Raw genomic sequence first — 11,840 nt, 5'->3', positions numbered from 1 at the left:
CGCGCGTGCGAGGTGGACTCGGGACAACGGAAATGGAGTGCCATCGATGGCTGCGATGAAGCCGCGGACGGGTGACGGACCGCTGGAGGTCACCAAGGAAGGGCGAGGCATCGTCATGCGGGTCCCGCTCGAGGGTGGCGGACGTCTGGTGGTCGAGCTCAACGCGACCGAGGCCAGCGAGCTGGGTGAGGCGCTCCAGGCCGTGGTGGGCTGATTGCCGGCACGTGAGCGCCGTCCCGTCGGCGTCCCGAGCGTTCCCCGTGCGCTGCCCGAGGTGGTCGGTGCGCGGGGTCGCCTGAGCGACTCCCCGCTCGTCGACGACGCGCAGGTCGACGCGGTCGTGGTCGCCGTCGCGCCACCGCGTGAGGCGGAGGACGGGCTGCAGCCCCGCGCCGGGACCGTCGACGCGACGGTGCGGTACGGAGTCGACCTCGCGGAGCTCGCCGAGCGGGCGGGCGGGCGGACCTTCCGGGGCGCAGCCGGGGAGCTCGTGCGCGTCGACCTGCCCCGCACGCACGCCGGGTCCGAGGCGCGGCTCCCGTGGTCAGGCCTGCCCCCGCGGCTGCTGCTCCTCGGGGTCGGTGCGGGGACCGTGTCGGACCTGCGGCGTGCCGGTGCCGCGCTCGCCCGCGGGGCACGCGGCCTCGAGCGCGTCGTCAGCGCCGCGACGGCCGACGGCGGCCCCGAGGAGGTCCGCGCGTTCGTCGAGGGCTACCTTCTCGCCGCGTACGACCAGTCCCGGCGGGGGGACCGTGAACGGTCCGGCGACACCGTCGCCGAGCAGCTGGTCCTGCTCGCACCGGAGGGCCGGCCCGACGTGGCGGCGCCGATCGCGGCGGCGCAGCGCGCCGCGGGCGCGACCTGGCTGGTCCGCGACCTCGCGAACACGCCGTCCGACGTCAAGGACCCCGCGTGGTTCGCCGACCGCGCGGTCGACCTCGCCGACGCGGCCGGGCTGGACAGCACGGTGCGCGGCCCTGCGGAGCTCGCCGCCGAGGGATTCGGCGCACTCCTGGCGGTCGGCACGGGCTCGGCACGACCGCCCCGCCTCGTGACCATCACGTACGACCCGGCCGAGCACGGCGTGGTCCCGCCCGAGGGTACCGACGCGAGGCACGTCGTCGTCGTGGGCAAGGGCATCACGTACGACACGGGCGGTCTCTCCATCAAGCCGCGCGAGGCCATGGTGCCGATGAAGACCGACATGGCGGGCGCCGCGGTCGCCCTCGCGGCGGTCCTCGGCGCGGCCGCGTCGCGCTCTGCCCGCCGGGTCACCGCGGTGCTCCCGCTCGCCGAGAACCACGTCGGCGCCGCGTCGTACCGCCCCGGAGACGTGCTGCGGACCTGGTCCGGCCGGACGGTGGAGGTCGCCAACACGGACGCCGAGGGTCGGCTCGTCCTCGCGGACGCGATCGCCTACGCGGTGGCCGAGCTCGCACCCGACGTGCTCGTCGACGTCGCGACGCTGACCGGGGCCGCGAGCGTCGGGCTGGGCCGCGGGCACGCGGCGCTGTTCGCCACCGACGAGGCCGTCGCCAGGGTCCTGGAGGACGCCGCGCTGGCCACCGGCGAGCGGGTGTGGCGCATGCCGCTCGTCGAGGACTACGTGGGCGCGCTGCGCTCCGACGTCGCCGACCTCCGCCACGTCCCCGTCGAGAACCCGGGCGGCGGGTCGATCACGGCCGCGCTGTTCCTGCGGGAGTTCGTCGGCGACGTGCCCTGGGCGCACCTGGACGTGGCAGGCCCGGCGCGAGCGACGGCCGACCGGCACGAGGTCGTCGCCGGGGCGACCGGCTACGGCGCACGGCTCCTGATCGAGGCGCTCGACCGGCTCTGACCCGTCTCTCGCGGGCCGGGAACGGCGACGTCCGGACCGTCGGCGCGAGGGCAGGACGTCAGCGACGCACCGCGAGGAGGAGCCCGTCCCCGCTCGGGACCAGCGCGGGCAGCACGCGCTCGTCGGACCGCAGCGAGCGGCCCACCTCCCGGACGATCGTCGTGACCTCGTCCCGTCGCGCCGGGTCGGCGACCCGGTCGTGCGACAGCGCGCCGTCGACGGCGAGCACGCCGCCCGGGCGCAGCAGCCGGAGCCCCTGCTCGACGTACTCGGGATAGCTGTGCTTGTCCGCGCCCACCAGCACGAGGTCGTACGCGCCGTCGGTGAGCCGGGGGAGCACCTCGCTCGCCCGGCCCGGGATCGTGCGCGTCCTGGCCGCGGCGACGCCCGCCTCGGTGAACGCCTCCTTCGCCGCGCGCTGGTGCTCGACCTCGACGTCGATGGTCGTCAGCACGCCGTCGGACGGCATGCCGCGCAGGAGCCAGAGCGAGGCGACGCCCGTGCCGGTCCCGATCTCGACGACCGCCCGGGCGGAGAGGGACGCCGCGAGCACCTGCAGGACTGCCCCCACCCCGGGGAGCACCGTCGGGCAGCCGAGCTCGGCGGCGCGGTCCCGCGCACGCAGGAGGACCTCGTCCTCCGGGACGAACTCCTCGCTGTACACCCAGCTCGCTGCCTTCGCGCTGCGCTGGGTGCCGACGTCGCTGGTGATGAGTACCTCCGTGTGGTCTCTCGTCCGACGGCGCTCGGGGTACGGTCCCCGGCGCGCGCTGTCTCGGATCGTACCCGCACCCTCCCGCACCGGCTCGTTCCCGCGCTCGGCGTGTGTGCACGGGGCGTGGACGTCGCGCGGACGTCCCGCGCGGGCAGGGGAACACCGGGCGGGGGCCGGGCGTTCTTCTGGGACGATGGACGACGTGGACGACGCAGGACGAGGGACCAGCACGCACGGGACGCAGGAGGGTGCGGCGTGGGTGCCGCCGTCGTGGGACGCGATCGTCCGCGAGCACTCGGCCCGCGTGTACCGGCTCGCCTACCGCCTCACGGGCAACAGGCAGGACGCCGAGGACCTCACCCAGGAGACGTTCGTCCGCGTGTTCCGCTCCCTGTCGAGCTACACGCCCGGGACGTTCGAGGGGTGGCTGCACCGGATCACGACGAACCTCTTCCTCGACCAGGTCCGACGCAAGCAGCGCATCCGCATGGAGGCGATGGGCGACGACGACGGGCAGTACCCCGCCCGTGCCGACGCCCAGCCCGAGCGAGGGTTCGAGCACGCGAACCTCGACCACGACGTGCAGCGCGCCCTCGACGCCCTCTCGCCCGAGTACCGGGCCGCCGTCGTCCTGTGCGACATCGAGGGGCTCTCGTACGAGGAGATCGCCGTGACCCTGGGCATCAAGCTCGGCACGGTCCGCTCCCGGATCCACCGCGCGCGGTCGCAGCTGCGCGCCGCCCTCCCGCACCGCGACCCCGCTGACCGCCCGGCCTCGGACGACACGCCGACCCCCGTGGGCGCCCGGGGGGCGGCGTGACGCATCTCGGTTCCCGCCTCTCCGCGCTCGTCGACGGGCAGCTCACGCCGGCCGAGGCCGAGCGCGCCCTCGAGCACGTGGCCTGCTGCCCGCGGTGCGCGGCGGAGCTCACCGCTGCGCGGGCGGCGCGACGGGCGCTGAGCTCGGCCGGGCCGGTCGAGCCCGCCCCGGACCTCGCCGCGCGCTTGCTCGCGCTCTCGGCGCAGATCCCGACGACGGCAGGGGATCCGCTTCGCTCGGCCCCGGCCACGCCCTGGGCCGAGCCCGCCACCCTGCCGCGAGGCGCCTGGAGCGGCGAGGTGCGCCGGGGCACGCTCGGCCGGCGGATCGCGGGACTGGTCGTGGGCGGCGTCGGGATCGCGGCGGTCGGGCTCTTCGTGCTGGGGGAGAGCCCGGTCGTCACGCCGGACCTGCACCGCAGCGACCCGCTGAGCGTGCTGGCGCAGGCGGCGCCCCGCGCGACGGGCGCTCTCGTGGTGGGAGCGGCTCCCGCCCTGGGCTCGGGCGACGGTTCGGACGGGTCCGGCGTGAGCGGGGCCGGCACGCTCGCCGCTCTCGACGCGGCGGGATGGGCGTGCCCGACCGCCTGGCCGGAGGGCTTCACGGTCGTCGGCGTCCGGCACGACGGCGCGCGCGGCGTGCTCGAGATCGACCTCGAGGCGCCCGGCGGCGAGGCCGTCGTGCGCGAGCAGGCGGGCCTCCTGGACGCCGCCGCGCTCGCGGGCGGGGAGACGTGGGACGTCGACGGGCGGCGCGTGCACGTGCTGTCCGAGGCGCCGTGGCACGTCGTCTGGCAGTCGGGCGACACGGTCGTCGACGTCGTCGCGGACACCGAGCAGGAGACCGTCGCCGCTCTCGTGGCGGCGTTCCCCGCCCGTGACTACGATGCCGGGGTCCCGGCGCGCATCTCCCGGGGCTGGACGACCATGACAGGAGCGCTCGGGACCTCATGACCGACCCCCAGACCGGCCCGGAGCACCCCCGGGACCAGGGCGCCGCGCCCCACCCGTTCGCGCCGCCGTCGGCGTACCGGGGCGTCCCGCCCGTCCCGCCGTCGGCAGCGTACGGTCCCGGTCCGGTCCCGCCGCCGCCCACCGCGGTGCCCGCCGGGCCATCCGTCGGTGCACCGGCCCCGTCTCCGGCGCCGGGTGGCTCCGCGGGGACGTCGCCGGGACCGGCGGACCCCTGGGAGACGCTGCGCGCGTTCGGGCAGCCGGAGGGGCCGTCCGCCCCGACGCGGCCGGGCGGCTCGGTCGACCCGACCCTCGTCGGCGTGCCGCGGGACCCCTCCAGGCCGGAGCCGCGGCGAGGTCTGCGACCCGCCGCCGTCGCGGGGGTCGCCGTGCTCGCGCTCGTCGCCGGCGCGCTCGGGGGCGTCGCCGCGGACCGCCTCCTCGGTCCGGCCCCCGCAGGCTCGTACACGTCGTCCCTGCCTCCGGCGAGCGTCGAGCCCGGTGCCGACCGCCCCGCGGGGTCTGTCGCCGACATCGCCTCGACGGTCCTGCCGAGCGTCGTCTCGCTCGAGGTCCGGGGGACCGACGGGGTCGCGACCGGGTCCGGGTTCGTGCTGCGCGAGGACGGGTACATCCTCACGAACAACCACGTCGTGGCGTCCGCCGCCGACGGCGGCGAGGTCGTCGTCCTGTTCTCGGACGGGCACCAGAGCCCGGCCGAGCTCGTGGGCCGTACGGTCGACTACGACCTCGCCGTGGTCAAGGTCGAGGACACCGGGCTCACGCCGCTGGCGCTCGGCGACTCGGACGGTGTCGTCGTCGGGGACCCGGTGGTCGCCGTCGGCGCACCCCTGGGCCTCAACGGGACCGTCACCACGGGCATCATCAGCGCGCTCAACCGACCCGTCCAGGCGGGGGCAGCGGCAGAGACGGCGTTCATCAACGCGATCCAGACCGACGCCGCGATCAACCCCGGCAACTCCGGTGGCCCGCTCGTCGACGGGAGCGGCCAGGTCGTGGGCATCAACTCCGCCATCGCGCAGCCGCCGGGCAGCTCGTCGGCGACGGGGAGCATCGGTCTCGGCTTCGCGATCCCGTCCAACCAGGCGCGCCGGACCGCCGAGCAGCTCATCGCCGACGGCGTGGCCACCTACCCGGTGATCGGCGTCCTCCTCGACCAGCGGTACCAGGGCGAGGGCGTCCAGGTCTCGACCGACGCCCAGTCCGGGACTCCCGCGGTCACGCCCGACGGACCCGCCGACGCCGCCGGTATCCGCCCCGGCGACGTCATCCTGTCCATCGACGGGCGGCCCGTCACGGAGTCGGACGAGCTCATCGTCGCGATCCGGGCGAAGGCCCCGGGGGACGCCGTGACCCTCCGCGTCCGCACGGGGGACCAGGAGCGCGACGTCCGCGTCGTCCTCGACGAGGCCACGAGCGAGTAGTCTGTCCGCGTGTTCGGGATCAACGGAGCCGAGTTCGTCGTGCTCCTCGTCGTGGCGGTCGTCGTCATCGGCCCCGAGCGACTGCCGCGCTACGCCGAGCAGCTCGGGTCGTTCGTCCGCTCTGCCCGCGGGTACCTGCGGGACGCGAAGGCGCGCGTCGACGCGGAGATCGGGGACGAGATCTCGGACGTCGACTGGTCGAAGCTCGACCCGCGTCAGTACGACCCGCGGCGCATCGTGCGCGAGGCCCTCCTGGACGACGAGCCGGACCGTGAGCGCGCCGCGCCCACCCCGGCGTCGCGGACGGCTCCGTCGTCCGTCCCGCCGGGTGGTCGCGCCCCGTTCGACGACGAGGCCACCTGAGCACCCCGACCGGTCCGGGCCACGGGAGCGATTCGTTCCGGCGAGGCACCACCTGTCAGAATGAGGCCATGTCCACGGAGGCGACGCACATCGGTTCGACACCGGTCCCGGTGACCACGCAGGAGCCCGGGAACCCGCCGAGCACCAGGCCTCGGATCCTCTCGGGCATGCAGCCCACGGAGGACTCGCTGCAGCTCGGGAACTACATCGGCGCGCTCCGCCAGTGGGTCTCGCTCCAGGAGGCGTACGACGCGCTGTACTGCGTCGTCGACCTGCACGCGCTCACCGTGAACCCCGACCCGGAGCGGCTGCGCGAGCGCACGCGACGCACCGCGGCGCAGTACCTCGCGGGCGGCGTCGACCCGGACCGCTCCGCGCTCTTCGTGCAGTCGCACGTGCCGCAGCACGCCGAGCTGTCGTGGGTGCTGTCGTGCCAGACCGGCTTCGGCGAGGCCGGCCGCATGACGCAGTTCAAGGACAAGTCCGCGAAGCAGGGCACCGACGGCACGACCGTGGGGCTGTTCACCTACCCGGTGCTCATGGCGGCCGACATCCTGCTGTACGACGCGGCCCTGGTCCCCGTCGGCGAGGACCAGCGCCAGCATCTCGAGCTCACCCGCGACCTCGCGGAGCGCCTCAACGCCCGGTTCGGCGAAGGCACCGCGGTCGTGCCCGAGGCGCACATCGTCCGGTCGGTGGCGAAGATCTACGACCTGCAGGAACCCACGGCCAAGATGAGCAAGTCGTCGTCCAACGGCAAGGGCGTCATCTGGCTCCTGGAGGACCCGAAGGTCGCGGCGAAGCGGATCCGGTCGGCCGCGACGGACTCCGGCACCGAGATCCGGTACGACCCGGTGGGCAAGCCCGGCGTCTCGAACCTCCTCACCATCTTCTCGGCCCTGACCGGGCGCGACGTCGAGGCGATCGCCGCCGAGTACGACGGCCGCGGGTACGGCCACCTCAAGGTGGACCTCGCGGACGTCGTCGTCGAATTCCTGACGCCGTTCCAGGAGCGTGCCAACACCTACCTCGCGGACCCGGCGGAGCTCGACGCCGTGCTCGCGCGCGGCGCGCAGAAGGCACGGGAGATCGCCGCCGGCACCCTCGCGCGGATCTACGAGCGCGTCGGCCTCCTGCCCGTGGGAGGGCCGACCGCGTGAACCTCCCGGAGCGTGGGCCGCAGCAGGTGCGGATCGGCATCGCGATCGAGGTCCCCGAGCCGTTCGCGACACAGCTCCAGGACGCGCGTGCGCGGTTCGGTGACCCGCTCGCGCGGTCCATCCCGCCGCACGTCACGCTCCTCGGGCCGACGGTCCTCGACCCGGCCGGTATCGACGCGGCGCGCGACCACCTCGCCGCGGTCGCCGCATCGGCGGCGCCGTTCCGGATCCATCTGCGCGGCAGCGCCACGTTCCGGCCCATCTCGCCCGTCGTGTTCATCCAGGTGGTCGAGGGGATCGCCGAGTGCGAGCACCTCGAGAGCGCGATCCGCACGGGCCCCCTCGCCCAGGACCTGCGGTTCAACTACCACCCGCACGTGACCGTCGCGCACGAGGTGCCCGACGCCGCGCTCGACGCCGCGTTCGAGGAGATGGCGACCTACGAGGCGGCGTTCGAGGTCACCGGGATCTCGCTGTACGAGCACGGCGACGACGGCGTGTGGCGCCCCGAGCAGGTCTTCGCGCTCACCGCGGATGCCGGGAACGTGACCCCCTCGTAGGGTTCTGGGCGTGACGTCGCACGACACCGCCGAGCCGGGCGTCGTCGCGCGCACCGTCGAGCGCACCCGGACGCTCGGCGAGTGGTGGAAGGGCAGCCGCGCGGGGCGCGCGACCTACCGCTACCTGTACGCGCGCGGATCGCTGCTGTGCGGCGGGATCGCCTACTCCGCCTTGTTCTCCCTGTTCGCCGCGCTGACGATCGGCTACTCGGTCTTCATGCAGGTCCTCGGAGGCCGCCGGGAGCTCATGGACGTGGTCTTCGGCGAGATCAACGAGCTGGTCCCCGGGCTCATCGCCGTCGACGGCGAGAAGGGCGTCATCTCGCCCGACGACCTGCTGCTCGAACCGGGGCTGAGCGTCACGAGCATCGTCGCCGGCGTCGTCCTGCTCTTCTCCGTCGTGACGTTCATGTACCACCTGCGTGGCGCGGTGCGGACGATGTTCGGCGTCAGCGACGTCGGCCAGAGCGCGCTCGTCGCCCGGGCCCGTGCACTGCTCGGCTTCTTCCTCCTGGCACTGACGATGCTCGTGTCAGCGGTCGCGGGGATCGCCGTCACCGCGCTCGGCACCCGGATCACGGCGGCGCTCGGCCTCGGAGGCGGGACCGCGCTGCTCGTCACAGGGGCGGGGACGCTCGTGAGCGTCCTGCTCGACGCGCTGCTCGTGGTGGTCGTGGTGACGCTCCTGGCCGGCGTGCGCGTGCGACGGCGCCGGGACCTCGTCGTGGGTGCGCTCACCGCTTCCGTCGCCTTCAGCGGGCTGCGCTACCTCGGGTCCTCCTTCGTCGCGGGGAGCGCGAGCCGCAACGCCTTGCTCGCGTCGTTCGCCGTGCTCGTGACGCTCCTGCTCCTCGTCAACTTCACCGCCCGCATCCTGCTCGCGGTCTGCGCGTGGATGGCGGACCCCCCGCGCCCGCCCGAGCCCGAGCCGGGCGGCCCCCGGCACGCGCGCGACGGGCGACCGGAGCTGCCCGTCGTCGACGGCAACCCCGTGGTCGACGCACGGCACGCACGCGTCCCTCGTCACGCGACGACCGAGGACGCGGAGAGGACCGTCGTCGTGGTCGGGTCGGCGGAGGAGCGCATCCGTGCCGGCCAGGGGTCCGGCAAGCCCTGGAGCCCGGTCGTCCGTGGCGTCCGCCGTGCCCGCCTCCCGCGCGGCGCGTAGCCGTCGACACGGCGGTCAGGTCCGCGGTCGTGGGAGGGCTCTCCTGTCCCCGCGGTGGGGTCCGCGGTGGCGTCCGATCGGGTGTGACCCGAGCGGCGGCGGGACGGCGAAGGGCGCCGACCGTGCCGGTCGGCGCCCTCCGCGCGGGACGTGCGGGACGTGCGGGGATCAGAAGGCGCGCGTGATCATCGCGCGCTTGACCTCCTGGATCGCCTTGGTGACCTCGATGCCGCGGGGGCAGGCCTCGGTGCAGTTGAAGGTCGTGCGGCAGCGCCACACGCCCTCCTTGTCGTTGAGGATCTCCAGGCGCTGCGTGGCGCCCTCGTCGCGGCTGTCGAAGATGAAGCGGTGCGCGTTGACGATCGCAGCGGGCCCGAAGTACTGGCCGTCCGTCCAGAACACCGGGCACGACGACGTGCACGCCGCGCACAGGATGCACTTGGTGGTGTCGTCGAAGCGCTCGCGCTGCTCGGCGGACTGCAGGCGCTCCTTGCTGGGCTCGTTCCCCGACGTGATGAGGAACGGCATGATCTCGCGGTAGGAGGCGAAGAACGGCTCCATGTCCACGACGAGGTCCTTGACCACGGGCAGGCCCTTGATGGGCTCGACCGTGATGGGCTTGTCGGGGTTGACGTCCTTGAGCAGCGTCTTGCACGCGAGGCGGTTGCGGCCGTTGATGCGCATGGCGTCCGACCCGCACACGCCGTGCGCGCACGAGCGACGGAAGGTGAGCGAGCCGTCGTTCTCCCACTTGATCTTGTGCAGGGCGTCGAGCACGCGGTCGGTGCCGTGGGCCAGGACGGTGAACTCGTCCCAGTACGCGTCCTCGCCGTGCTCCGACTCGGGGAGGTAGCGCCGGATGCGGAGCGTGACCTCGAACGAGGGGATCTCGCCGGCCTTGGCCTCGGGGGCGGGGCTCTCGAGTGTGGCAGTCATCAGTACTTCCGCTCCATGGGCTCGTACCGGGTCTGGGTGACGGGCTTGGAGCCCAGGGCGACCTTGTAGCCGTCGAAGGACTCGACGTGGTCGAAGTACCCCGCGACGTGCCCGTCGGCGGTGTCCGGTGCCGACGTCGGACGGCGGTAGGCCATCGTGTGCAGCATGTAGTTCGTGTCGTCCCGGTCGGGGTAGTCCTCGCGGTAGTGGCCGCCGCGCGACTCCTTGCGGTTGATGGCCGCGACGACGGTGACCTCGGCGATGTCGAGGAGGAACCCGAGCTCGATGGCCTCGAGCAGGTCGGTGTTGAACATCCGGCCCTTGTCCTGGACCGAGACGTTCTTGTACCGCTTCTGCAGGTCGCGGATGTCCGCGAGGGCCTGGTTGAGCGACTCCCCGGTGCGGAACACCTGGGCGTTGGCGTCCATCGTCTCCTGGAGCGCCTTGCGCACGTCGGCGACGCGCTCGCCGTCGGGGCGGTTGCGCATCTCCTCGAGCTGCGCGATCACGGCGGCCGCGGGGTTCTCGGGGAGCTCGGTGTACGACGCCGTCGCGGCGTACGCGGCGGCGGTGCGGCCGGCGCGCTTGCCGAAGACGTTGATGTCGAGCAGCGAGTTCGTGCCCAGGCGGTTGGAGCCGTGGACGCTCACGCACGCGACCTCGCCCGCGGCGTAGAGCCCCTTGACGACGTGGCTGCTGTCGCGCAGGACCTCGGCCGCGACGTTCGTCGGGATGCCGCCCATCGCGTAGTGCGCCGTCGGGTAGACGGGCACGGGCTCGGTGTACGGCTCGATGCCGAGGTACGTCCGCGCGAACTCCGTGATGTCCGGGAGCTTCGCGTCGATGTGCGCGGGCTCGAGGTGCGTGAGGTCGAGCAGGACGTAGTCCTTGTTCGGCCCGGCGCCACGACCCTCGCGGACCTCGTTCGCCATCGACCGGGCGACGATGTCGCGCGGTGCGAGATCCTTGATGGTGGGTGCGTAGCGCTCCATGAAGCGCTCGCCGTCCGCGTTGCGGAGAATCCCGCCCTCGCCGCGCGCCGCCTCCGAAAGGAGGATGCCGAGACCCGCGAGGCCCGTCGGGTGGAACTGGAAGAACTCCATGTCCTCCAGCGGCAGGCCGCGGCGGTACGCCAGGGCCATGCCGTCACCCGTGAGCGTGTGCGCGTTGGACGTCGTCTTGAAGATCTTGCCCGCGCCACCCGTGGCGAAGATGATCGCCTTCGCCTGGAACACGTGGATCTCGCCGGTCGCGAGGTCGTAGGCGACGACGCCGGTCGCGGTGACCGTCTCGTCGTCCGGGATCTCGCCGGCCGAGAGGTCGTGGTCGGTGATGAGGTCGAGCACGTAGAACTCGTTGAAGAACTCGACGTCCTGCTTGACGCACTGCTGGTAGAGCGTCTGGAGGATCATGTGGCCGGTGCGGTCCGCGGCGTAGCACGAGCGGCGCACCGCGGCCTCGCCGTGGTTGCGGGTGTGCCCGCCGAACCGGCGCTGGTCGATGCGGCCCTCGGGCGTGCGGTTGAACGGCAGGCCCATGCGCTCGAGGTCGAGGACCGCGTCGATGGCCTCCTTGGCCATGATCTCCGCGGCGTCCTGGTCGACGAGGTAGTCGCCGCCCTTGACCGTGTCGAACGTGTGCCACTCCCAGTTGTCCTCCTCCACGTTGGCGAGGGCGGCGCACATGCCGCCCTGCGCGGCGCCCGTGTGCGAGCGCGTGGGGTAGAGCTTGGAGATGACGGCCGTACGGACCTTGCCGGACGACTCCAGCGCCGCGCGCATCCCGGCGCCGCCTGCGCCGACGATGACGACGTCGTACTGATGGGTTTGCATCGGGGTCGATGCCTCCTGGGAGAGAGCCGGGTGGAGCGAGAAGACGGGGGC

The 11,840-nt window shown here is 73.6% G+C and carries 12 protein-coding genes; 9 read left to right on the top strand and 3 right to left on the bottom strand.

The genetic code is table 11. From position 1 onward, the window contains the following. The first annotated feature begins 46 nt into the window (after positions 1 to 46). Positions 47 to 214, top strand: coding sequence for a DUF3117 domain-containing protein (locus FIC82_RS15140; RefSeq protein ID WP_064506638.1), 168 nt, complete (start codon positions 47 to 49; stop codon positions 212 to 214). Then, the gene (locus FIC82_RS15135; protein ID WP_154799056.1) at positions 215 to 1,837 is read left to right on the top strand and encodes a leucyl aminopeptidase family protein; all 1,623 of its coding nucleotides are present in this window, start codon (positions 215 to 217) and stop codon (positions 1,835 to 1,837) included. Between the two features lie 58 nt (positions 1,838 to 1,895). Here FIC82_RS15135 and FIC82_RS15130 read toward each other — a convergent pair whose 3' ends face one another. Further along, positions 1,896 to 2,549, bottom strand: a complete 654-nt coding sequence (locus FIC82_RS15130) for an O-methyltransferase (protein ID WP_168732310.1) — start codon at positions 2,547 to 2,549, stop codon at positions 1,896 to 1,898. 196 nt (positions 2,550 to 2,745) lie between these two features. On the opposite strand from FIC82_RS15130, the gene sigE reads away from it, so the two are divergent. The 7 genes from sigE (at position 2,746) to FIC82_RS15095 (ending at position 9,021) form a co-directional block, all read left to right on the top strand. After that, on the top strand, positions 2,746 to 3,372 hold the full coding sequence (gene sigE, locus FIC82_RS15125) for an RNA polymerase sigma factor SigE (protein ID WP_154799055.1): 627 nt from the start codon (positions 2,746 to 2,748) through the stop codon (positions 3,370 to 3,372). Further along, positions 3,369 to 4,325: a zf-HC2 domain-containing protein gene (locus FIC82_RS15120; protein ID WP_168731950.1), complete on the top strand. Its 957-nt coding sequence runs from the start codon at positions 3,369 to 3,371 to the stop codon at positions 4,323 to 4,325. The genes sigE and FIC82_RS15120 overlap by 4 nt, the downstream gene beginning before the upstream one ends. After that, a complete protein-coding gene (locus FIC82_RS15115; protein ID WP_154799054.1) occupies positions 4,322 to 5,770 on the top strand; it encodes a S1C family serine protease in 1,449 nt (482 codons plus the stop codon). Before FIC82_RS15120 ends, FIC82_RS15115 begins: the two co-directional genes overlap by 4 nt. A 9-nt stretch (positions 5,771 to 5,779) precedes the next feature. Next, positions 5,780 to 6,133, top strand: a complete 354-nt coding sequence (locus FIC82_RS15110; protein ID WP_168731949.1) for a twin-arginine translocase TatA/TatE family subunit — start codon at positions 5,780 to 5,782, stop codon at positions 6,131 to 6,133. A gap of 68 nt (positions 6,134 to 6,201) precedes the next feature. Continuing rightward, positions 6,202 to 7,293, top strand: coding sequence for a tryptophan--tRNA ligase (trpS, locus tag FIC82_RS15105; protein WP_154799053.1), 1,092 nt, complete (start codon positions 6,202 to 6,204; stop codon positions 7,291 to 7,293). After that, entirely contained in the window at positions 7,290 to 7,853 is a 564-nt protein-coding gene (locus FIC82_RS15100; protein ID WP_168731948.1) for a 2'-5' RNA ligase family protein, read from the top strand. The genes trpS and FIC82_RS15100 overlap by 4 nt, the downstream gene beginning before the upstream one ends. Positions 7,854 to 7,863: 10 nt before the next feature. Then, positions 7,864 to 9,021, top strand: a complete 1,158-nt coding sequence (locus FIC82_RS15095; RefSeq protein WP_168731947.1) for a YhjD/YihY/BrkB family envelope integrity protein — start codon at positions 7,864 to 7,866, stop codon at positions 9,019 to 9,021. 168 nt (positions 9,022 to 9,189) lie between these two features. Here the strand turns inward: FIC82_RS15095 and FIC82_RS15090 are convergent, their stop codons facing one another. Both FIC82_RS15090 and sdhA read right to left on the bottom strand, forming a co-directional pair. Further along, the gene (locus FIC82_RS15090) at positions 9,190 to 9,957 is read right to left on the bottom strand and encodes a succinate dehydrogenase iron-sulfur subunit (protein WP_087471552.1); all 768 of its coding nucleotides are present in this window, start codon (positions 9,955 to 9,957) and stop codon (positions 9,190 to 9,192) included. Continuing rightward, a complete protein-coding gene (gene sdhA / locus FIC82_RS15085; protein ID WP_154799051.1) occupies positions 9,957 to 11,789 on the bottom strand; it encodes a succinate dehydrogenase flavoprotein subunit in 1,833 nt (610 codons plus the stop codon). The genes FIC82_RS15090 and sdhA overlap by 1 nt, the downstream gene beginning before the upstream one ends. Positions 11,790 to 11,840: the final 51 nt, after the last annotated feature.

Source organism: Cellulosimicrobium protaetiae, assembly GCF_009708005.2.
Taxonomy (GTDB): domain Bacteria; phylum Actinomycetota; class Actinomycetes; order Actinomycetales; family Cellulomonadaceae; genus Cellulosimicrobium; species Cellulosimicrobium protaetiae.
Note: the sequence above shows the minus strand (reverse complement) of the source record. Positions and strands in the feature narration are given on the sequence as shown.

Coding starts and splice junctions, on each gene's coding strand:
- FIC82_RS15140 (WP_064506638.1), top strand. CDS start 47: ATGGCTGCGATGAAGCCGCGGACGGGTGACGGACCGCTGGAGGTCACC.
- sigE (WP_154799055.1), top strand. CDS start 2,746: ATGGACGACGTGGACGACGCAGGACGAGGGACCAGCACGCACGGGACG.
- FIC82_RS15115 (WP_154799054.1), top strand. CDS start 4,322: ATGACCGACCCCCAGACCGGCCCGGAGCACCCCCGGGACCAGGGCGCC.
- trpS (WP_154799053.1), top strand. CDS start 6,202: ATGTCCACGGAGGCGACGCACATCGGTTCGACACCGGTCCCGGTGACC.
- FIC82_RS15090 (WP_087471552.1), bottom strand. CDS start 9,957: ATGACTGCCACACTCGAGAGCCCCGCCCCCGAGGCCAAGGCCGGCGAG.
- sdhA (WP_154799051.1), bottom strand. CDS start 11,789: ATGCAAACCCATCAGTACGACGTCGTCATCGTCGGCGCAGGCGGCGCC.